This window comes from Corynebacterium aquatimens (assembly GCF_030408395.1).
Taxonomy (GTDB): domain Bacteria; phylum Actinomycetota; class Actinomycetes; order Mycobacteriales; family Mycobacteriaceae; genus Corynebacterium; species Corynebacterium aquatimens.
This window is the reverse complement of record NZ_CP046980.1, coordinates 1556691-1579285: the sequence shown is the minus strand read 5'-3', so window position 1 is coordinate 1579285 and position 22595 is coordinate 1556691. Positions and strand designations below refer to the sequence as shown.

Here is a 22595-nt window from a genome sequence, read left to right as displayed (position 1 = left end):
GTGAGTTTCTTCGAGGACATTGCTGCAGCCCTGGACCGTGAAGGCGTTGAGTCGCGCGTCCATGACGAGACGATGTTTGTGCCGATCACCTCGGAACTGGAAATCCAGTTCGTGGAGATCGATCCGCACCTTCCCGCCGCCAACGTCTACATCGCCGCCGCGGACGTTGATGAGGACGATGAGGAGTTCGAAGCCGTCTTGGTTTCCGTCGTCTTCTCCGTCGACGATGCGATCGATGCGGTGGCGCAGCACATGGCGGAAGACCAGCGCATCACCGTCTTTAGTGATCTGTTGGAAGGCACCGATGAGCGCATCTCTGACCTCGACTTCTTCCATGACCCAGTGAACCCGGACCTCGTCCGCGCCGAAGTCGGCGACAGCGCCGAACTACGCGTCCTCATTGAAACGATCGATGGAATCCCCACCGCAGCCGTCTCTTTCGTGGTACTGCCCGCCAGCTACGACGACCTGCTCGACGACGTCATTGGCGAACTCTGGGAGTCTGACGGTGACGCTGAGCTGTCCGATGAGGACCGTGAACGCCTCTTCGCCAGCCTCCAAGCCGAAGCCGAAGGCGAGTGGGAAACCCTAGAACTGGGCACCTACGTAGACTTCGACCGACTCTTCGACGTACTCTCTCTTGCCGCCGACCACGCCGAGGACTGGGAAGCACAACTCGTCCCCGTCGACGACGGCGAATTCGATGAACCCGACGTCTACGACCTCTTCGCCGCCGAAGACGACACAGAGGAAGACACAGACGAAGAAACAGCCACAGAAGACACAGACGACATCGACGACATCGACAGCATCGAAGACGGCCTTGACGGCACGATCGGTGCCAACGTTGAGGATGAGGTTTAGGCCGCGGCCAGGTTTTCAAACATCGATGGCGGTGAGTAGATGGGGTAGTAGTTCCTGTCTACGAGCCACACGAACGTGGCTGCATTCACCGACTCGAGTTCGTGGACAGCACCCGCCATGTTCTCTGGTACTAATCCCCGCACCCATGCCTCAGCTACGTCGCGATCGATAGCCCGGCCGGAGGGGTCGGTGAACCGAATTTCCAACAGGTAGGCGGGAATATCGGTTTCTCCGTAGCCCTTGATGCGCGCCCGCGCGAGTGGCCCCACTCGGCGGCGGGTGATCGCAGCGACGAGGTGGGAGCTGCCGTCCACCCGTGGCAGGCTTTTGACTGGTGGTCGCCACCCGGCGCCGGACCGTGCCAGGGAGCGCGGGTGGTGGATCACGGAATCAAGGCGGTCCAGCGCATCCCCGTGGCGGTCGCGGATCAGGTGGGTGAGATCCCGCACGGACAGGGGGCGGGACAAGGTGGAGCGGTAGTTATCGGAATTGAACGTGGTGTAGCTGTGTGAGTTGAACATGCTTCGCACGATAGAACCCGCGCCGGACACCCACACCCCAAATTAGAAAACGTGTTCGATGCATTTGTTCTTATTCGCTGCTTTCGGTGCTAAGGGTTACGCTGTGAGACGTTATGGCGGAATCAGGACAAAGACCCACTAAAACCCACCCCCAGTCGGGTTCTACCGCGGTGGGTGTGAAGATCCCCCGGGAGATCTGGGTATTGGTTGCGGCGGCGTTCCTCATTGCGCTTGGTTATGGCCTGATCGCCCCGATCATCCCGCAGCTTGCGGTGAGTTTTGGTGTCTCTATGGCCGCCGCCGGGGCAGTGGTGTCGGTGTTTTCGGCCTCCCGCTTGGTGGGTGCGCCGGGGGCGGGACGGCTCGTTGACAAGTTGGGTTCGCGCAAGGTGTACATCACCGGGTTGATCATCGTGGCGGTCACCACGGGGCTAGTCGCCATCGCGCAGGAGTATTGGCACGTCATAGCGTTGCGTGCGCTCGCGGGCTTCGGTTCGACTATGTTCACTATCTCGGCCCAGGCACTCATCGTGAAGGTTGCACCGCCGGCGATCCGTGGCCGCGCATCCTCGACGTATGCAACGGCGTTCCTTTTAGGCAACATCATCGGCCCAGTGGTGGGCGCTGCGATGTCGTTTTTGGGCATGCGCTGGCCGTTCTTCATCTACGGCATCGCCGTTGCGCTCGCCGCACTCGTCGTGTGGGCACTACTGCCCAAGTCAGACAAGGACGTGGACAAGCAAGCCAAGCCCCCGATGGAGCTTTCTGAAGCTCTCGCGCACCCCACCTACCGCAGCGCCTTGGTGAGTGCGTTCGCTAACGGCTGGATCAACATGGGCGTGCGCGTAGCGGTGCTTCCTCTCTTTGCTGCAACCATCTTCACGCATGGCGCCGCGGCCGCGGGTCTCGCGCTTGCTGCGTTCGCCGCCGGCAACGCGATCACCTTGCAATTTTCGGGGAGGCTTTCGGACGCCTACGGCCGCAAGCCAATGGTGCTCATCGGGCTGGCCATCATTGCGATTTTCAGCGGCATGATGGGTTTCGCGGAATGCTTCTGGCCGCTCATCATTCTCTCCGCGATCGCGGGCGTGGGCGGCGGTTTCCTCATGCCCAGCCAGCAAGCGACGCTCGCGGATGTCATTGGCAACGATCGCTCAGGCGGCAAAAGCTTGTCGGTGTTCCAGATGGCCATGGACGCCGGTCAGATCGCTGGACCCATTATCGTGGGCGCGATTGCGGAGGCGTACGGTTTCCGCGTGGCCTTCGGCGTCTGCGGAATCGTCGGTCTCATCGCGTTCATCGCGTGGCTCGGCGCGAAAGAAACGAACGCTAAGGTGACGGATGCGCGTACTAATTGATTGCGATCCAGGCATCGACGACACGCTCGCGCTCACTTACCTCGCCGCGCTACATCGCAGCGGCGAGCATGAGCTCGTCGGCGTCACCACATCCGCCGGCAACGCTACAGCTGGCCAATGCTTCATCAACGCCGCATGGGTGATGGAGCAATTGCTTATCGACGATCCTACGGTGCCAATCGCCCCGGGCTCTAGTGACCCTCTTCGCGTGCCCCTGGTAACAACCCCTGAAACACATGGTCCGACGGGGTTGGGGTATGTCAATGCGGACCCCCGCGTGCGTCTGACGGATGGGGGAGAACTGCCGAAGTGGGACGAGGTGTGGTGCGATGCGATTGCCGAGGGCACGGAAGACTTAGCGTTGATAGTCACAGGCCCGATGACGAACCTCGCGCGCTTCCGTGCGATGCACCCTGTCGAATACCAGGTCTTGCGCAACGTCACCGTCATGGGTGGGGCAATTAACCACCCTGGCAACACGACGCCCACTGCGGAGTGGAATTTTTGGGTCGATCCCCATGCCGCGAAGGTGGTGTTGGACGACCCGCCGGGTGTAGTCAACGAAGGTGCTTGGGACGGACCTGTCATGACCCTCTGTTCGCTCGAACTGACCGAACGCATGGTCTTCACTGCGGAAGACAACAGCTTGACCAGTATGAAACTTGCCGACGCCCCCTTGGCTAAGCACATCGACGAGATCTTGAACTTCTACCACCAATCCCACGAATCTCAGGGCGAGGGTTACCAGTCAAAAATCCACGACTTACTCACGTGCATGATCGCTTTGAATGCGCTGCCGTATGTGAAAGTCATGACCGCCATCGACATTGAAACCGAAAGCGAACTAATGCGCGGTACTGTTTCTGCGGATTGGCGCGATCAGTGGGAAGCCGCACCCAACGTCAACGTGGTGCATGGTGTCGACATTGAACTGGCCAAAAAGCTCTTTTATGAAGCACTGGACGCGGGCTTTGGACGCGGTAAAGTGCAAGCATGACCGGTTTCGATCCGAATGCTGATCCGTACTGGAACAACAATCCGTACGGACAGAACAATCCTTACGGCGGCTCTGATCCCTACGCTGCTCAGAATTACGGAGCGCCTGCAGTTCCGCAGCGCCCCCGGCCAAGCACAATCCTTAAGGTCATTGCCTACGTTTCCATCGCATTCGGTCTGTTGATGATCCTCGCCGCGATCGCAAAAGGCGACCTCACGTTCTTCATGACTGGCCTTCTTGTCAGCACCCCGTTCATCTTGATCCCGGGATGGTGGTTCTTCTGCTTGTGGCAGGACGACAAGCGGTGGAACACCTACGAGGAAGCGGTACAGTCCCAGCAGTCGGTCAGTCAGTACCTCACGGATACGGACAGGGACCTTCTTCGCGGCATGGGCACCATTGATCCGCCTGAGCAATTCAAACGCCGCTGGCCGATCGTCATTCTGATCGCCGGCGCGTTGTTCTTCTGCTCCGCGTTCTTCCAGTACAAAGACGATGAAAATATCGAAGGCGAATCCTCGGATCCCGCATCGCTCAGCGGAAACGTAGGGGAGGACCCAGCCCACGGCCGCAAACAAGTCTCACCCGGCAATAGCGGTTCCGGCGATACCTACTACCCAGACTGCGAGGCAGTGTGGGATGAACTCGGCCGCCCGATTCGTAGTGGTGAACCCGGCTACGACACCCACCTTGACCGCGACAACGACGGAGTCGGCTGCGAAGTACAACCCGAGTAGTCGGTTACTGGCAGCTATTTAGGGACTAGGCGTTGAGTTTTGCAAAGACGTTATCGGAAATCTCCGTAATCTTCTGCGCATAGGAATCACGCTGTGCGCCCTGGCTGCCTTTGATGCCATCGCCGTAAACGAGCTCCGCAATGGGAGCATGAACGTCCTGCGCAGTCGCGGGCATGGAGTGCATGTGGGGTACATGTCCCAGCAGGTACTGCTCATCTGGTTGTCCCAAGGTTCGACCGATAAGCCGAGCTTCGTCGCCGAACCTATCGCGGAAGCGTTCAAACGCGCCGACGAGTTGCTCCTTGCCGTTGGCCTTCTTCTTTACGTATTCCAGCGTGGTGTAGCCCAGGTAATGCAGGGTGCGGTCACCTTGACCGCCAAGCCGCAGTACGCGGGCCTTCTTCTCGTAGCTGGAGGAGAAGGACTTCCATTGGGAAACGTTGTACTCCGACATTTCGGAATACTCGGCTACCCACTTGTCGAACCACCTGGCGAGGTTGCCGAATGCGTGGTAGCTAAAGAGGTCCGTTGCTGTCGGTGTAGCGAACGCGTCACAGCCAAGGAGAACAGTTCGGTTGAATGGACCAAGACTTGGACCGACATCGAACAGGATGTAGTCGTACAGGTCATTGTCTTCCATGTGAGTGATCAGCTGGCCGGCCCAGTGAACGCGGCGGAATGCTGCGGTTTCTCTACCAAGGGCTGTCTGCCATGCGGAAGACATGACGTCCTCGATCTCCGAAAGCTGCGGGTGACCTGCCATGACGTCGATCTTGAACCGATCGGATTTGTACACCGGTACATCCGTTTCGATTTCGGGCTCACCTTCGCGCAAGGGGATGAAGAGACCGTAGACGGTTTTGCTCAAAGATGCCTTGACAGTGTCATCGGCGCTGAGGTTGTCGTCGTAGATTTCTTCGGTCTGTTCTTCGGAGAGAAGTAACTGCGTGGCGTTACACTGCGGATCGCAGTCGACGTAGAGGACCCGGGCGCCTTTCATAGCGAAGTTGTAGGCAACATTCGTCGACAGGGTTGTCTTGCCCACTCCGCCCTTGTTGTTGAAGAAACTGAGCGTCTTGATCGCCGACATAAGTCCTCCGGAGGTAGCTGCACTAACCTAAACCAAACTAGATGCCCGGGACGCGCACGTCTATTCATGCGCAGGCTATGGGTTGGGAGGCGCATTGCCAAGCGCGCCGTTGGCAGGGGCGGCCGAGCGCAGAAAAATGTAGCCGAAAGCGGTTGAAGATACTTTCCGGATCCACTAGATTTTCATCCATGCGCAAAACTGTGATTTCGCTGGCAGTAGTATCCGGTTTAACCGTGGCCAGCCTTGTAGTTCCTCAAGTGTCAGCCGCTCCAGGGGCGGGCGACACTGCAACTGTTTCGGAAAATACCGCTGCCGAAACGGGTACTTCGACCTCAACCCCGACCCCGTCTAGCAGTTCTTCTACATCGACGGACACTCCGGTTGCTCCTGTCGCCGGTGGAGACGCTACGAGTTCGAAGGAACAGAAGATCGCTCTCGGAGTTGGCCTGGGTCTTACCTTTGCAATTCTCGCAATCGGTGGAGCTGCACTGTTTGCTATCCAGAACGGTATGATTCCGAACCCGCTTCCGGGAATCATTCCGGGACCGCCTGCTCCGGCACCGGCGCCAGCCCCTGCACCCGCACCGCGACCTGCTGCTGCACCGGCCCCGCGCCCTGCGCCGGCACCGGCACCGGCACCGGCTCCGCGTCCAGCACCGAAGCCCGCTCCTCAGCCAGCGCCGCGTCCGGCTCCGGCGGCTAAGCACTACCCGAACTGCCGTGCAGTGTGGGATGCAACCGGTGGTCCGATCTACCGCGGTGACCCGGGGTACGGTCCGCACCTGGACCGTGATGGTGATGGCAAGGCGTGTGAGCGCCGTCCTCGTTAGTGCTTAAACCACGGCGCGACCTTACTCGTAGAGTACGGCAGGCATGGGGCGGTCCAGCTTCCATTCGAAGCGGATTGATCGTCGACATGGGGCCTCGGGAAGTAACTGCGCCGACCAAATTTAAAATAGATGTCCCCGGTGCCAGTGTCTAACTGAAAATATATTTAAGCGAAAAGAGCAGCTACTGAGACCCCGACTGAGCGCGCGAGGGGGATAGGAACCGCGTTACCGATTTGACGAGCAATCGATGTTTTCGATCCGACCCATTTGTAGTTATCAGGGAATCCCATCAAGCGGGCAGCTTCGTGATGAGTAATTGCTCTGTTCTCCTCGGGGTGAAGATAACGACCTTTCTCGGGTTTATTGAACTCCGTACGAATAGTAACTGACGGTTGATCCCAATGGAGCCGACCCATTACGTCTCCGGATCCTGAAGTATGCTTTCGCCAACAGGGGGCCAGTAATTCATCAGGTAGATCAAATCTGTTACCACCCGGTGGGATCTCGCTAAAACGTCGGAGCGATATTTCCTGGTAACGCCGTGTCAAATGTAGCTCCTTCGTTGTAAAGGGGCCGGGCCTCTTAACCCCTTGGCGCTCTGTATAGCGGTCTGGAAGATCAGTTTCTGTTACGCAAGGGGGAAGATCTTTAAATGCGTCACGGACTGTCAAGAACCCATCCTCGAAGAGCAATGGGGCCGGCATTCTCAAGACTGCGCGATCCTTTCGAGTTCCTAAAATTATCATCCTTCTGCGCAACTGATGTGTTCCGTAATCTGCTGAATTTACGAGGTAAGTACGGGCTGAGTAGTCCTTAAGGAGGCCGTTACTTAGCTCTGTTTCGAACACCGCTTTCTGAGGGGATTTCGCAAACTGGGGCACATTTTCCATCACGAAATACGACGGTTGAGATTCGCGGACGTAACGAGCGTAATTTTCCCATAGCCGGTTCTTCTTTTCATCGATTTTTCCGAGTGAGGAAAAGCCCTGGCACGGTGGCCCGCCCACAACTACGTCGCAGCTTTCGATTCTGGCATCTTGCAACCAATCTTCGATATCGGCGTGAACAACGTTTGCGGATTGGAAATTCTGTTCAAACGTCATCGCAGCGTCCAAATCGGAATCGATTGCCCGGACGATTGCGAATTGTTCGCTTGCTTCTGTGAATCCCTGACTAATACCTCCTGCGCCCGAGAACAAATCCACAACGTTTATGCTCATCGGTCAAGAATATCTATTTCAAAAAGATCGGAGAAAAAACCCTTGGAAGGGTCGTCGGGGGTGCCAATGAGCATGGCTCGATCGAGAAGAACGTTGTTATGCTCGCAAGAAACTTCCGGTACGAGCATGCAGTAATGACAGGCCGCTAGATTCATGCTATCCAAGCCCCGGAGGCCGGACTCGATGCAAACTGGATCTGCACTGCACCATCGTGCGGTTTCGAGTGCCCCGAGAAGAATCTCTTCCGCTTTGGGTAGGGAAGACAGTGCCGAGAGTCCACCTAGTGATCCCGCTGAATCTGAGCCCGCGGTGTAAAGGAGAACACCACACTGATCATCATCTGCATAGAGTCGTTCTCGGATTGACGCAGCTGTATAACCAGCGACTAGCGAGAGCTGATTAATCAGAATGTGAGCCAAGGAGTGCAAAAGAACCATTCGCACGGAAGCTTTCAAGGCACGCGGGTTTTGCGAGATAGAGAGGATTCGCTCAAATCTTTGGTTGGGCCACGGTCTGGTTTCCCAGTCACTAACCAGTTGCTCATCCAGTTTAAAAAATACTCCTTCTCCCCATGCTTCAATCGCAGGTAGCCAGTCTTCTTTCCTATTGGAAAGCAGAGCAGTGGATTGCCAGCTGTTCTCTTCACTCAGTTCCACACGATAGAAACCTGAGAGAACGCGAACTTCTCTGAGGCGCGCAATATCTGAAACTAATGAGACCTTAGTTCGGTCTTTGAAATCCGAATCAGCGACCTTAGGCAACGACAGAAACTCGGAGTTTCCACCTTGGTCTAATAACTCGGTTTGCAGGGCTTTGTACTCACGGCTCCGCAATTCTTTCAACGATTCGACATTGGGGCTCGAACTAGTTCTCTGCTCGACTGCCCGGCTCAACTCCTCTGGTTCGAAGCCGTTGTTCTGGGCTTCATCCAGGATAAATTTGTCGCGACGCTCAGGTGGCAACGCCAACATCCAGGGATTCTCGTTCAGAAAACTAGCTATTGGGCCAGCTTCTGAAGAACCAGGCACTGTAATGGCCGAATGTATAATGCTTTGCCAAACATTAGCAGCACCCCTTTGGAGGCCGATCAATTCCTTGTCGCAATTAGCTGGCTCCTTATCGTCGAGCCACGGATATCTCCCCCGGCAATTTCCCAACCGAGCTCTTCCTAGTGCTCCCTCCATGCTCCTTTTTGCGCCGCAAGTACATTTGATTATTAGTCCCTGGAGACTGTCATGTGTAGCTTGCGTATGCAACGAAAGTTTAGATTCTCTAGGCGTGCAGTCGCCGCTGCTGCCGCGGTGAACCCATGAGTAGTAGGGGAAATCTTGAATGTGTCCATCTTTGCAAACAGCTACGAACCGCGATGGTATGAGGGTCGCGTTCTCCGTCTTGCAATCCACGCAGATGTTCATCTTGCCGTAGGTAGAACTATCTCTTGCCAAATCGGTCCAGAAATCAAGACGCTTGCAGATTGGGCATGCATACATCTCCGGGAACCGGCGAACGGGGATCTGAAAGATGTCTTCTGCCGGCGGAGGAATTAGGTCCTTAACCCCTAAAGCGGTTGCTAATTCATCTGCGTGGATTGCATTTGATCGTTTGCCGTTGTGGTATTTGTTAATCCACTTTGGAGGCCAACTGTTTTGGCCCATAACGATGAAACTCTCGTGTTCAACCGGGAGCAGCGATCCGATTCCGTAAGTGCTAATTAGCTGGGCTCGACGGATCGAGGTAAGGTTCTCCATTCTCTTTCCCTCACCTTTTCTGGTTCTGCCGTAGGGCATCTTACTGTCCTTCCCGTACAATCACGGTTTCTGAATCAACGTCTCTCAAGCTCGTGAGCGTTTCCCAAGGTGGTTTTTTCTGGAATCTGTCCGGACCCTCCGAGGAGCCCGATGGCAGTAACAGAACCTGATCGTCATCCACTGTCGATTTACCCATCTTGCCGTACTCAAGAATGTGCCCTTGCTGGAGTTTCAACCGGGCAAATTCCACCCATTCCATGAGCAATGCTTCAAGTCGCGATTCTAGAGCCTGTGCTTCCTTCGAGTCTTTTCCGCAAATACTTTTTGCCCTTTCAACGGAGGGATGGATAACGGTTTCTCGGATCTCTTGCTCGAACCGTTCAACTTCGCCCGCTGAATCTTTAGCTCTTAGTTCTGGGAAGAGTAGCCTGGTTCCGGATACTAATAAGCCATGGGCTCCGCGGTCTCTGGCTCTAGGGGAGAACGGAGTGGCAGTCGTAGCTTCTACAGAACTGTAGAGCGTTCGGTGGAAGAATTCGAAGCTTTCGAAATGGGATACATCTCGTGTCCGGTTTGCGTTAAACGCTACGAATACCAACCCAGGGAAACGTCTACCAACTCTAGATGTCGCTTGGATGTACTCGGAAGAGTTTTGCGGCTGGCCCGCCACGACCATTAAACCTAATCGGTCGATGTCCAATCCGACCGAAATCATGTTGGTTGCAAGAACGATGCTGGGTGTTTGGCTATCGGGGTAGCTCTTCGACATTCTGATTCTGGTCGCGGCGATCTCTCCAGAGTTTCTCCTGGAAGTTAGTTCAGCGGGTAATTTATCGCGTGGATCCAAACGCTCAGACTTTCCGCTGCGTTTTGCAAGAACCTCAATACGGTCGGGAATGTCGCTATTCGCCAGCAGGTTGGCAGATCCTAAAACTCGCAAACTGTTGAAGTAACCTAGAAGTGTCCAGTAGGTGTCTAGGACTTTATTCCAAGTTTCCGGGATCAAGTCATCTGGTTTTTCAAGCTCGGAGGCGCCTTGCAATAAAGCCGCATAGAGGCGGACTAAAAGGGTCATCTGCGAGGTTCCAGGAGCTAGGACACCGATGTAAGCGCGAGTTCCTTGGTCTTCGCGTTTAGCTGATTGAGAAAAGTAGCTGTCATGTGGATCCAAGCCAGCCGGGGGGAACTGAACAGAATCTCGATCAAAGATTGCACGGATTTGCTCTTTGGCTTGACGGATAGTCGCTGTCGCGGCTATGACCTTTGGCCTGTGCCCTGTGGCGACTTTAAGCGACTGATCAAGGGCCGTCTCGTAATGGCCAACCATTGTGCCAAGCGGGCCTGAAAGTAAGTGCAACTCATCCTGGACAATCAAATCAGGCGAAGATTCTGGTTCGTCAATCCCCAAAAGCTGGGCCACCTGAGGTTGCCAAGCCATCTGAGCAAATTTGTCGACGGTCCCAATGATTAAAGATGGTCTTTTTTCATACACATCCTCGTCGACGAAGTACAGAGGAAGCCCGTTCCTGAAGAAGCAAGCCTGGTTGGGGCAAGCGATTACCAGACCGTCATTGGTGAGGGAGTAGTGCTTTAACTCAATGCGTGCAGAGCAGCTTGGGCATTCTTGGACCTGGTAAGTTAGTGGCGTTTTACCACTGTAGTAGCTACCGTGGGTTGCCTTCGAAAGTTCCTCCTTAACCTGTTTATAAGTGTTCGGTGTGGTATTTTGTCCCACCCACATTCCTAAAGAAATCGGGATTCGAGAATCCGGAAGGTGCTGTGCCCGAACTTTCTCGAGGGCACACACGAGTTTGCTTGCTCGTCCAAACTGATCGCTCGTTAAGAGGCGAAGGGTGTAACGCATGATGGCAGTCACACCTCCCGACTCCGGGCGTCGAATTCTTCTAAGGAGAATCGAGAAAGCAATACAACCTAAGTAGGCTTCCGTCTTACCGCCACCAGTTGGAAACCATAGGAGATCTACCGAGTTACGCTCCCCATGATCTGGATCCGAGAGCGCGGGAATATTCATCAATATGAAGGCTATTTGAAAGGGCCTCCATGCAATGGCTTGAATATCATCTAAGGAAGAATTTCGACGCTGCTCGAGCATGGCCAGATTCATTAGGCGAAAAGCCAGACGGACATCTGTTGACTCGGGATCCTCTAGGTATCGAATACCGTTCGCGATTCTTTCATGGCACACCCGGGCGTTAGCCAACGTTTCGAGTCCAATTTGATACTCGCTTTCGTGGAGCGAAACTTTTTCAGAATCGAGCCGCGCGGCTTGTTCTTCAATCCAACGCGAATAGGCCGCGCAAAGATTTTTAAGCGGTTCGTACGAACAAGCCTCAGCGAACTGGGAGATACGAAGATCATATTCACCGTAAGGGTCACCGGGTTTGCCGGGAGATGGATCCGCGAGCGGGACTTCGTGAGAAGGAAAATACGTCGTTTCAACGCGCGTAACTGACCCTTTTCCTTGCCACGAAACCGAACAACCATGACCGATAGCGATGTTCGTTTCGTGTCTGTAGAGAAAATCTAGAGCACGAAGCTCTCGATCGCGGTGGGCAAAATCGTAAGTAGGGCGTCCCGAGGTAAAAGTACCGTGGTTGAGTTGAAGAACAATGCGAGGTCGGAACCAACATAACGGATCCTTGGCTCCTTTCTTGGCCTCGTTCGTATTGATGAGGCTTAAAGTGATTCTGACGACCTCGAAGCTTGTGGGTCTAATGATCGCTAGTGCCTTTAATCCTTCAATTCCGCTTGGTATCTCGATCTTGCACACTTGATTAGTACGCTTGATTTCCTGGAGATCTATAACTTCCCGGAATTTGATCTTCTCAGGCTGCCAAAGGGAATTTTCGTCCTCGATATATCTAGTTGCTTCAAACGATGCCGTGATAGTCGTCGAATCGTTCGGTGCGACGTTGACTGTTATGCCCATGGATGAGGGGCGAGTGGTGTTAGGCAAATTGGCATCATTATCTGTCTCGAAATCCGATCGAGAAGGACCGTTAGTTTTTACGAAACCGTGCGTCTCACTGTCGTTTTCAGCGAATGCATCCAAATCTCCGCCGGCTCCTCTTTGAGGGTGCAAAATACCGACAATAAATCGGTCTAATGGCGGTGTCTCCAGTCTTTCGTCATCTTTGCCTTGAAGATCGTTTCTAACATAGTCGATCAACCTTTCGCGGGCGTCGTACCACGGTTGAAGGTTCATAAATCGGCACCTCTTAGTTAACGGTTGCAAATCCTAACGGTTTGGCGATGGCAAATGCCTGGAGCGTCTGCTCTAAACCAATGAAATCTGTTTCCAGCCTAGCTATAGGAACTGACCCCAGCCGGGGAAATTGAGACTGCGACCCTAAATGCCGCTTTAAAACCTTGCCGAACGCCTCGCTTGTTTCAGCGAACGGAACACCGTTTAAGGAGCACACGTAGACTGGGTAGTCGCGGGTTCTAATCGGATCAAATGCTACTAAATCGCCTATAGTTGCGTGCCTCAACGCATCAACCGATTTTGAAGCAAGGGTCTCTGGAACATCGAGGTCAGTGGGGAGAATTGTAAGTCCGATAAGCTTCTTGCTGGATCTTGCGAACTTGTACTCGAAAGATCTTCTGCGTGAATTCTGGCGATTTGCCCTTGGTGGATCGCTAATTCGAAAAACGTTTGAACGGGCTCGGCTCAGTGCAACGAACAAAAGTTCGCTTTCTGCTGGCTGTCTTTCGAGTAATCTCTCGGGTTCAAGAATCCCTACATTCGCAAATTCTAAGCCCTTTGCTTGGTGAATTGTACTGACGGCAAGATTGCTATCTTCCGAGTAGGCAAGCAGTTCCGGGGCTCGTAGGAAGCAAGAACGGACATCATTCCAGGTCATTTGTCTTTGGAAATCGAGGTCCAAAACTTCTTTTGTCTTTTCCAGCTCAACGTTAGTCAGTCTAGGCCGGAGATAAGATAGTAATTCTGCAGAGTGGAAATGTTGGTCAGAAAAATCTGCGAAAGCTCTGCTTACCCAAGCTGGAATCTTACCCCTCCACTCGGGAATTAAAACAGGTGACACAGAAGTGCAACCCGCTGTGATGAGGCCTTGAAAGACATCTGCCACGTCGGAATTGTTACGCACGAGAACGGCGTTCCGGTCGTTGTTCATATTGGAGAGCGCGGCTAACCGTTCCAACGTTATTGTTGGTAAACGAGCCTGAAGTTCGTCCAGGGTTCTTACCTTCTCGGATCGCGCTTCCATGTCTCGAACTTCATCGAGTGCTTTAAACAGCGCCGCAGCCGACGCCGTTTTGGGGCGATGACTGGACTTGAATCTCAGAAGATTCCAACCGTGCGAAAAGTCGAATTCATGCTCAAGATTTTCCCATCTGCTCACTTCCAACGCTTCGTCCAAAGAGTCAAGGAAACGATAGATCTCTTGGTCGGGGTCTGCGAAGACCGTTACTCCGCAGTCGGATGGAAGGTGACTAAGGTAATGTCTGAGAAATGTTGCTTGCGCTGGCGAAATGTCCTGGGCCTCATCAATAAAAACATGACATAGGTCTGCCGTTAGGTCTCCAAAGTCTTCTTTAGCAATGGCTGTAGCCCTGCATAACCGGGACTCGAAGGAGGATCTAGCTAATCGGTTTTCATCGAAATTTGGATCATCATATTTGCAAATCTCGAAAGCCAGAGAGTCGATCGTCTGAGCCTGGAATTCTACTTTCAGTGCATCTAGCTCCTCGCGCATAGATCGGGACGCTGCGGAGATAGAGGCTCTCGAGAAAGATAAAAACAGAACAGCCCTTGTGGCCTCGGATCTAAACTCCTTATCGATTTGTATTGTTTTCTTCAACGCTATCGTTGTTTTACCCGAACCAGGACCAGCAACTACGAGCGTTTTGCCGCTAGGGGGTCCAGCTAGATATTTCTGCTGGAACGGGTCTAACACCAATGCTTCGGTGGACGTCGGCTGTAAATTTTTTTTAAGTTTCATTTACTTTATCCGCAAGCTTCTCGAACGGCGTGTAAACGATGCTCAAAGGGAACTGCTCGATGTTGTCGAGAACATTGACGATATGCACGTTTTCTGTTCCTCCATTTTTCGGTCCCCTCAATCCTCGACCGATCATCTGCTGGTATCGAACTTCGCTTTGAGTCGGTCGTGTGATGTAGACTGCGTCGGTTTTTGGGGCGTCAAAGCCCTGAGACAGCACATTGTAGTTTGTCAAAACACGTAATTCTTTGGCTCGGAACCGCTCAAAGGCAAGCGTGCGTTCTTCATCAGGGGTGCTGCTACTGATACTGGCCGCGGGTATGCCATCAAGGGTGAGGATGGTTGCAATCGTTTCGGCGTTTTCAACGGAAGCAGCAAATACGATAATCGACCAATCGTCAGGTTTACTCTCGATGGACCTAACAATGCGCATAGTGCGTTCAAAATCTTGGCCCAGCTCCTCTGCTTTCTTACTGGGCAGCCAGTGTTTCTCTCGGAAATCGCGAATGTCATTTTCCGACATTTCAACGCTGGTGTCCGTCTTAAATTTTTCCATTGTCACATGCGCAAGAACCCGGTCATTCTGCAGCCTCACCATCGGATCCTCATCTCCAAACACACCAGCATCGAGAATATTTCCATCGAAACGGCGAAGTAGTCGTTTGGTCTCGTCTGAATCGGAGGATCCTCTGTATGGCGTGGCGGTTAAGCCCAAAAGAAGCTTTTCTCTTTGGTATCGCGATCTTCCAGTCCACTCTAGGATCTTGGTGTACGACGGGCTCAGGGATGTATGGGCTTCATCGATAACGAGAAGTGGGCTCTCTCTCAGCCAGTTGAAATCATCTTTACCTACCGAACGCACAGTTTTTTGGTAGGTCGCGACGACTACCTGGACTCCGTCCGGTTCTTCATCGGCCTCAACGTTGCCGAAGTGCCTGGATATGGTAAGGGAAGTATTAATCCTGCCCACGGCAGCCCATAGGCTCTTCCAGGCCGAAATCGCCTGTTCACAGAGTTCTTCGTTATCGACTAGCCACAGGATCGGTCCGTTAAACTTTTGATCGTGCCTGTCTAGATCACCATCTGCGATCGATTCGATAATTGTTTGAACGGCTACTCTTGTCTTACCAGCGCCGGTTGGAAGAGTGATTAAACCTCGTCTCGACGATTCCCTTCGGAGCATTTGACGGAGTCGTCGAGAGACCGCAGCTTGGTAATCGTGGAATGCCCCGATGCTAGCTGGACCGCTCACTACTTTATAGGGCGCATTGGACTTCTTAGACGTTTGACCGGCCCATTCGTCCCCGAAGCCTAATTCCCTCACCCATTTACGAGCACCATAAGATCCTCTCCAGGTTTTAGGGGCTTGCCCTACCGGGAGATCCGGGCATGCGCGACACAGCTTTTCGAGAGTGCCCGTGCCGTACATATCGAGACAGGTTTGGGCGAGTTCGAAGTGCGAAGGTCGGGTTCCGAGCTTCTGCTGGGCGTAACTTAATGCACCGTTGGGGATCAGTGCTACAAGCACGTCTTCACTGAAAAGCGAAGCTATCTTCTCGGCATCCGAAGATGCATTCCGCACAAGTGCCTTCGCTCGTTCGACTTGCTGTGAGTGAGTTTCATCAAGCAGTTGCTGAAAACGGTAGTCGTCTAAATCTAAATTAAGTAGAGCTAGGATTCCCCGCCATTGTTCTTCGGAAGACTCGCCCTCGACGTATAGAACGTTATCCCTAGACAGGCGAGTCAGGGATTCCCTCACCCTTGGGCGCCCTGGGAGCATGCTCACCATACTAAGTTCCTGGCACGCTTGAAATTCGAGATCGTGTACGCGTTCCCAGACCGGGTCATCAGGAAAGTCAGCTGAGAGCGACAGGAGATTCGGGAACTTCAGCAGTAATGGTTGTTTCTCTTCAGTTGGATCGAAATCCACTTGGCTTGGAATGTCCTCCGCGGTGAGCAGACCCCAGTTATTTTTGAGGATCTGAGCATCGTTTCTTTCCGGAACAGGTAGAGTCGGGATCCCGAATTTTTCAAGTCCATCCTCTTCGAGTTCGTCAGAAGCCACAGCTACATCGGAGGCAGGAAGCTTATGCCACTGTTGTTGTGAATGAACGTGGATCAAGGGCGGGACGTCATCAGGGAATTGGTCGGCGTACCAAGCGTAAGTCTTACCGAGTGATACCTCGTCTTCGTGGCCACGGTGGAAAAGAACTAACGTTTCGAAGTTTTCGATTTCGAAGTGGTGAATTGATCGTATGAAAGGTAGAACTTCAAGCCAGTACGACTCGGGATGTACGTCTAGTACCGTCGGAGTAAAGCTCGAAATCTCTTCAGCCTCATCAGGGGCATAAACGCTTTCATTAATTTTCGTGTATCCCAAACTGGTCTTGACTAAGCCGTCGTTCACAACTTTCCAAACATTTGGGTGCACCACTTGTGCAGTAAGTTTCGACTTTTCTGAGCCGATCTCAACGGTTGTATTTGTGTCGTGATTGATTAGATAGAGCACAAGGCGTGCACGGTTCTGCGGTGAGAATTCGGCAAGATGATCAAGAGGACCAAGGAAGGTTGCTTCGCGAATCTTAATTGAAGTCCAGTTGCGTGGGTTTAATCCGAGCTCGTTTCCAAACTCCTCACGGTGCTCAGCCAAGAACTCTTCTACCCAAGCTGATCGAGTGTGCTGTAAAGCATGAAAGGGCTTATCGGATATACCGAGGGCTCTAAGCAGTTCGGAGTCAAGAGCGTGAAACGTCGGGTCGACCAATAGATGGGCATCTTCCGTGTTGGCTCTTAGTATGTTGCCAGGAATGTATTGCCCTGCAGGGAGCACCCATTTGCCGGCTAGATTTAGAACCCGAATGTAGTCGGACATCTCATCACCGACTAGATCGAAGAATTCGGTGCGTAGTTCCGTTAGATTCTTTGACCGGAAAACACTCCATGCCTCCAACCAAAATTCGTCGTTATCCTCGTGGTTTCGGTTGCGCAACTGGTTAAGAACGTCTTCTAGATTTCCGGTGTTTTCAAAGGTTGTTACTCCGAAGCTCCTCAAAGCGGACTCTACTTGCGGGTCCTCGGTAAGGGCCGGGTGAACAAAGTTCGTTCCAGAATCATGGGTGCTGGACCGGATTACCGCTTGCCCGCGTTCAGGTCGAGCCCACGTACCGTTCTCGAGTAGTACTACCGGGCTTAAACGAACTTCCTCAATAAACCCCTCTAAATCTTGCGGTTTCACCTCGTCGTAGACCGCATTCATCGTTCTTATCGCGGCAATAGATTTTGCAGCTGCATTTTGGCTGTCGGCATGAGCGACGAATGATTCAAACCATGTTCGCAAATGCGCGATGGGATTTGAGGGATCGAAGCCCATGAGTCGAATGCTCTTCGATTTCCGCTCTGGCGTGGAGGCACAGGCAGGATGGAGCCAATCTTCTCTCACTTCGGCAATTTCCATCCATTCGTCAATTAGTACATCTGGCACGACTGATGGGACGAGCCTAAGAGAATTAGGAGAACGCATTTCGAGCTCGCCGTTAGGTAGGCTCCGAAGACTACGTAGATGCCGGTAAATCGGTTCATTAATCACGCCGTCAGCCCAGCTTCTTGTTTCGCGCCCACGCGCTGGCAGAATGTCTATGTATCGGCCTGGATCCAGAGGTCCCAAGAATTGCCTTGCTTCACCAACTAATTCTGGTACGACTGTTTCGAGGATCTCCCTATTGAAGTCATCTTCGATTAGGTCGATGCGGTCGTCTGAAAGCTTCCAGGGAGCGTTCAATTTGCCAGAAAGAGATACTTCAGATTTAACCGGGAAGTAAGCGGAAAGCTGGCCGAGTTTCGCCTTGCCATCTAAAGGTACTGCCCAGCTCACTGTGACGTTGTCGCGGCGAGCTGTTCTACCAGCGCTTTCGAGTGCTTCTTTGCTCGGTTGATATTTTTTGGAAACTACGTACCACCTTGAAGTTTGCCCGTCGGAGTCACGAAGCTCTACTTCGCGACGTCCTTCTCCGGTCCTAGATGTAGTGAACGACTTGCGCATTCCACTAATCTGGGAATCAAGCCTCAGCTCTTTAACTGCCGGGACAAAAAGACAGAACGACTCATCAAAGTTTCGCATCTCCTCATCAAGTGTGAAGCAAACTCCGGTATGTAGTGGAACCTTAACGATTGTCGTTGCCCATTTAGCCAAAACGCGGAGTTCCGGATCATCACGAAATTCTTGGGTGGGCTCGATTGGCCAAGCCAGGCGTAATGAAGGTACTTCATCTTCATAGAGCTTTTGCCTCGTCGCTTTGGAAATAGAGTCTCGGGCTGCACTGCGATCGAATGCGAAGGACACTGACCGACTAAAAATCTGAGGGTTAGTCGAAATGCCAGCAACAGATTTGAAACCTAGCCCAAATCGGCCAATCTCTTCCCCGGTCTTTTCAGACAAGTGTGCGTAAAGAATGGCGCGCAATCCTGATTCCGTGAATGGTTCACCCTGGTTTGCAACGTAGAGATTCTCCTTGGTGAGATAAACCGCCAATCGGCCGGGGGCTTCACGCATCGCATCCGCACCATTTTGGAGAAGCTCTTGAATTTGCTTTCTTCCGTAGCCGCCTTCTGCAATCGCGAATTCTTTTCTCAGATCTTCGACAATGCGATTTGGATCGTGTTCGTACACCGATAGGCATGTATCCCTATAAGAGTCGACAAGATCTTCAAGTGACTTATCAGCATTTCCCCAGTTGTTCAGGCTCATTGCACACTCCGTATTCCGGTTTCTCTTTGCGAAATTTACCAGTTCCACCGAGGTGATTCGGGCTTATCGCATCGAGCATTAGGTTCTCAAACAACTTAAGTACTTGAAGCGACAATCGATCGGATATCTGCGAATTCTTATTCGACTGGCGATTTGTTTAGAAGATCGAAATGGTAGCGGTGTGGTGAGTTCGTGGTAGCGCTTGAGTGGGGATCCGGTAGCGGTCTCCACTCAAGCGTTTTGTGTTAATGGTTAGCTTCCAGTCTCATGTTTGGTCCTTCAAGGGTGATGATCTCGGCGCCGGCGATGAGTCGGTTAAGGATGGACTCGGCGATGACGGTGTCCGGGATAGATCTGTACCAATCTTGCGGGGTGAACTGTGAGGTCACGATCGTTGATCGGTTGCTTTCTCGTTCGGAGAGAATGTTGAAGAGCAGGTGCGCGGTGGCGGCGTCGACTGGGGTGGTGAGGAAGTCGTCGAGGACTAACACATCGACGCTGATCAACTCGCGGGTGAGTTTGAGCCGGGCTGGGTCGTCAAGCGGCATCACTGCGAAGTGCGCGGCGAGCATGTCGGTGCGGTAGAACCTGGCGGAGTAGTCGTTGCGGCATGCTGCGGTGATCAGTGCTTGGGCGAGGTAGGTTTTGCCGACTGAGGATTTGCCCAGGATGACAATGTTTTGGCCCAGGTGGCACCATTGTCCGTGAGCGAGTCGGCTGACTTGTTCTGGGTTGATGTTGCGGTCAGGCGCGTAGACGACGTCTTCGAGGCAGGCATCGGGGTTTGGCGATCGTGATGCCTTGAGCAGTTTGTTGATGCGGCGTTCGCGTCTGGCCGCGACTTTTTTGTCGAGTGCGTAGAGCACCTTTTGGGAGAAGGTCCACGTGTCGAAGGTTGGGTCGTTGGCGATGTCGATGACGCTTTTGCCGAAGGCCGTCATGCGCATCGCTGTGAAGTCCGCGAGGACGGATTCGTCGAGGAAGCGCTCTTGCGGCGGGGTCGGTGGGGTCATGGCTTTGTGGTTCCTTTCTTGGTGAGGTTGTCCAGGCTGAACTGTGCTGCGCCACCGAGGTAGGCGCCACTGGTGTCGCGAGTGGCAGCGTCGGGTGCGTGGGCCGGATGTGCGGGTGTGGCCGGTGCCTGTTGGTTCAAGCCGTGTGGTCGGGTTGCGGCTTCTTTGCGTACGACGGCCATCATGTTCTTCACCGCGGTGTAGGACACGGCCCGGCGGGTCCCGTCGGAGGAGACCAGGCGCTTACATGCTTCTTCCAACACGAGCTTGTTGGCGTGTTTGCCCATTGACAGCACGTTTCTGCACGATTGGTACGCCTGGGCGGGATTGCTTTCGCCGCGATCATTTCCTCAATGACGGTGCGTGTCGCCGGGCCGATCTTTTGGGCTTCGCGCAGGAAGTAATCGCTCGTCCACAGTCCTTGGGTGTGATCCATATTCGCCGGGATGTGGTCGGTATTGGTGACATACGCCCCGCGGGTGTGGGCAAGCGTGTGGGTTGTAACGGCACGGCCACCATCGAAGACCGTGAGCACTTGCCCGGTGATGCGCACATCGACAGTGCGACCAACGAGCTGGTGCGGCACGGAGTACCTCACGCTGGCTACGGTGATGTGGAAATCCGGGGCGATCTTGGCGCGTTTCCACTCGGTGCGCTGCCACGGGGTATCGGGAAGTGATGTCAAAAGGTGTCTTTCATGCGCATCAAAAATGTCCCTGCGGCTTGACTGCTGGTGACGAAACGGCACCGCCTGGTTGATCTGGTCAACCAGCTGTTTAATGCGTGTGTTGAGCTCGTCTAGATCGACGCACTGGTGGCCATCGAGTGCGTGGATGACCTTGTGGGTGACGATCTTGACTGCAGCTTCGACATTGGCTTTGTCTTTCGGCCGTCTCGACCTCGTGGGCAGTGCTGCGGCGTTGTAATGCTCCAAAAACTGCTCGTAGGTGTCGTTGACCTTGCGGTTTCGATCCGCCGCGCTGATCGCGTTCGATGCAGTCGAGGCATTATCCGGCACCACAACCTCAGGCACGCCCCCGAAGTAGGCGAACGCGTGGTGGTGGGCATCAAGCCAGGAATGCTGGCGCTCATCTGGACAGAGGGTGTCCGATTCTTTGTGTGCGGGGGCTTGGTTTACAAGTAGTCCGCGAATCGGTCGGGGTAAGCCACGGCTAGTTGGTTGATGGCTTGTTTCCACCCGGTGGCTTTCGCTCCTTCAATATAGCCGTTGCACTCAACGTCGCGCTTGGCTTTCTTCGCCCGCTGCGCAGCGCGCTTGTCCTCGATGTTGCAGATCATCAACCACAGCGTCTTCAGCGCCGCGGTATCGTTCGGGAACTGGCCCCTGTTACGGGTAGCTTTACGCAGTTCAGCATTCAGCGACTCGATCGAATTGGTGGTGTAGAGCACCCGCCTGGCCGCAGGCGGGAACTGCAGAAACGGCACGAACCGCTCCCAAGCGTCGCGCCAGACTTTGACCGACTGCGGGTATTTCCGGCCCAGTTCACTGGCCTCGAAAGCATCAAGGCTGGCACGTGCCGTCTCCTCATTGGGAGCGGTGTAGACCTCACGCAGCGCCCGGGAAACTCCCTTGCGGTCCTGATACGACACCCACCGGTTCGCAGCCCGAATCAGATGCACGATACAGGTCTGCACCATGGAATTCGGCCAGGTTGCCTCCACGGCTTCCGGCAGGCCTTTAAGCCCGTCGCAGCAGACAATGAACACGTCCTGGACCCCGCGGTTGGCCAGATCTGCGCACACCGATGCCCAGAATGCGGCGCCTTCATTTTCAGCGATCCACAATCCCAGGATGTGCTTGATGCCGTCCATGTCGACACCAACCGCCATGTAGCAGGCTTTGTTGACCACGCGGTGGCCATCGCGGATTTTCACGCGTAGCGCGTCGAGGAAGATCACCGGGTAAAACTCGTCGAGCTGGCGGTTTTGCCAGATCATGACCTCGTCTAACACCGCATCGGTAATGGTGCTGATCGTATCCGGGCTCATATCCACCCCGAGCGTGGTCGCGAGGTGGTGCTGGATATCGCGCACTGTCATCCCGCCGGCGTAGAGCGAGATGATCATGTCGTCGAGTTCTGTGAGCCGGCGTGCGCCCTTGGGCACCATCCGGGGAGTAAACGTGCCGGCACGATCCCTGGGCACGGTCACTTCCACCGCGCCGTACCCGGAGTTGACGGTTTTGGTGTACGACCCGTTGCGGTGATTGCTGCTCTGTGTGGTTTCCACCTGGGCTTTCGTCTTGCGGTCGGAATGGCTATAGCCCAAGTGCGCATCCATCTCCGCCTGCAGACCAGCGTTGATTGATGCCTGCAGCAGGCCTTTGACCAGCTCGCTGGCATCATCAGCGGAAGCCGACAGCTCGCTGATCAAGCTGGCGAGCTCAGGATTTTCCATCAGCTTCTCGCTGATCTCGTTGACCCTCGCCGGGTCATGGCTTTTCTTCGGTGACACCGTAGTCATTATC

Annotated in this window: 16 protein-coding genes; 5 read left to right on the top strand and 11 right to left on the bottom strand. The window is 53.9% G+C overall.

Annotated features, from left to right (window positions below; genetic code table 11):
- On the top strand, positions 1-864 hold the full coding sequence (locus CAQUA_RS07145; protein WP_196823891.1) for a hypothetical protein: 864 nt from the start codon (positions 1-3) through the stop codon (positions 862-864).
- Here CAQUA_RS07145 and CAQUA_RS07140 read toward each other — a convergent pair.
- Positions 861-1385, bottom strand: a complete 525-nt coding sequence (locus CAQUA_RS07140; RefSeq protein ID WP_196823892.1) for a hypothetical protein — start codon at positions 1383-1385, stop codon at positions 861-863. The two genes, CAQUA_RS07145 and CAQUA_RS07140, sit on opposite strands and share 4 nt — an antisense overlap.
- Positions 1386-1561: 176 nt before the next feature.
- Between CAQUA_RS07140 and CAQUA_RS07135 the strand changes: the two genes are divergently transcribed.
- Genes CAQUA_RS07135 through CAQUA_RS07125 form a run of 3 tightly spaced genes read left to right on the top strand, consistent with a single transcriptional unit; the run spans position 1562 to position 4477 of the window.
- Entirely contained in the window at positions 1562-2743 is a 1182-nt protein-coding gene (locus CAQUA_RS07135; protein ID WP_290178064.1) for an MFS transporter, read from the top strand.
- A complete protein-coding gene (locus CAQUA_RS07130) occupies positions 2727-3740 on the top strand; it encodes a nucleoside hydrolase (protein ID WP_196823894.1) in 1014 nt (337 codons plus the stop codon). Before CAQUA_RS07135 ends, CAQUA_RS07130 begins: the two co-directional genes overlap by 17 nt.
- Positions 3737-4477: an excalibur calcium-binding domain-containing protein gene (locus tag CAQUA_RS07125; protein ID WP_231375336.1), complete on the top strand. Its 741-nt coding sequence runs from the start codon at positions 3737-3739 to the stop codon at positions 4475-4477. Before CAQUA_RS07130 ends, CAQUA_RS07125 begins: the two co-directional genes overlap by 4 nt.
- A 25-nt stretch (positions 4478-4502) precedes the next feature.
- On the opposite strand, the gene CAQUA_RS07120 is transcribed toward CAQUA_RS07125, so the two are convergent.
- Positions 4503-5558: a ParA family protein gene (locus tag CAQUA_RS07120; protein ID WP_196825531.1), complete on the bottom strand. Its 1056-nt coding sequence runs from the start codon at positions 5556-5558 to the stop codon at positions 4503-4505.
- 197 nt (positions 5559-5755) lie between these two features.
- On the opposite strand from CAQUA_RS07120, the gene CAQUA_RS07115 reads away from it, so the two are divergent.
- Positions 5756-6397, top strand: coding sequence for an excalibur calcium-binding domain-containing protein (locus CAQUA_RS07115; RefSeq protein WP_196823895.1), 642 nt, complete (start codon positions 5756-5758; stop codon positions 6395-6397).
- A gap of 164 nt (positions 6398-6561) precedes the next feature.
- Here CAQUA_RS07115 and CAQUA_RS07110 read toward each other — a convergent pair whose 3' ends face one another.
- From CAQUA_RS07110 to CAQUA_RS07070, 9 genes are all read right to left on the bottom strand, one after another.
- A complete protein-coding gene (locus CAQUA_RS07110; protein WP_196823896.1) occupies positions 6562-7617 on the bottom strand; it encodes a DNA cytosine methyltransferase in 1056 nt (351 codons plus the stop codon).
- On the bottom strand, positions 7614-9365 hold the full coding sequence (gene drmB / locus CAQUA_RS07105; protein ID WP_196823897.1) for a DUF1998 domain-containing protein: 1752 nt from the start codon (positions 9363-9365) through the stop codon (positions 7614-7616). The genes CAQUA_RS07110 and drmB overlap by 4 nt, the downstream gene beginning before the upstream one ends.
- 40 nt (positions 9366-9405) lie before the next feature.
- Positions 9406-12591 (bottom strand): helicase-related protein, encoded by a 3186-nt coding sequence (locus CAQUA_RS07100; RefSeq protein WP_196823898.1) that lies wholly within the window; start codon positions 12589-12591, stop codon positions 9406-9408.
- A gap of 13 nt (positions 12592-12604) precedes the next feature.
- Positions 12605-14350, bottom strand: coding sequence for a UvrD-helicase domain-containing protein (locus CAQUA_RS07095; protein ID WP_196823899.1), 1746 nt, complete (start codon positions 14348-14350; stop codon positions 12605-12607).
- Positions 14340-19094, bottom strand: a complete 4755-nt coding sequence (locus CAQUA_RS07090) for a DEAD/DEAH box helicase (RefSeq protein WP_196823900.1) — start codon at positions 19092-19094, stop codon at positions 14340-14342. The genes CAQUA_RS07095 and CAQUA_RS07090 overlap by 11 nt, the downstream gene beginning before the upstream one ends.
- A gap of 245 nt (positions 19095-19339) precedes the next feature.
- On the bottom strand, positions 19340-20107 hold the full coding sequence (locus tag CAQUA_RS07085) for an ATP-binding protein (RefSeq protein WP_196823901.1): 768 nt from the start codon (positions 20105-20107) through the stop codon (positions 19340-19342).
- The gene (locus tag CAQUA_RS07080) at positions 20104-20316 is read right to left on the bottom strand and encodes a hypothetical protein (RefSeq protein WP_231375338.1); all 213 of its coding nucleotides are present in this window, start codon (positions 20314-20316) and stop codon (positions 20104-20106) included. The genes CAQUA_RS07085 and CAQUA_RS07080 overlap by 4 nt, the downstream gene beginning before the upstream one ends.
- Positions 20298-21140, bottom strand: a complete 843-nt coding sequence (locus CAQUA_RS07075; protein WP_231375339.1) for a Mu transposase domain-containing protein — start codon at positions 21138-21140, stop codon at positions 20298-20300. The genes CAQUA_RS07080 and CAQUA_RS07075 overlap by 19 nt, the downstream gene beginning before the upstream one ends.
- Before the next feature lie 101 nt (positions 21141-21241).
- Positions 21242-22591, bottom strand: a complete 1350-nt coding sequence (locus CAQUA_RS07070) for an IS256 family transposase (protein WP_196823902.1) — start codon at positions 22589-22591, stop codon at positions 21242-21244.
- Positions 22592-22595 lie beyond the last annotated feature (4 nt).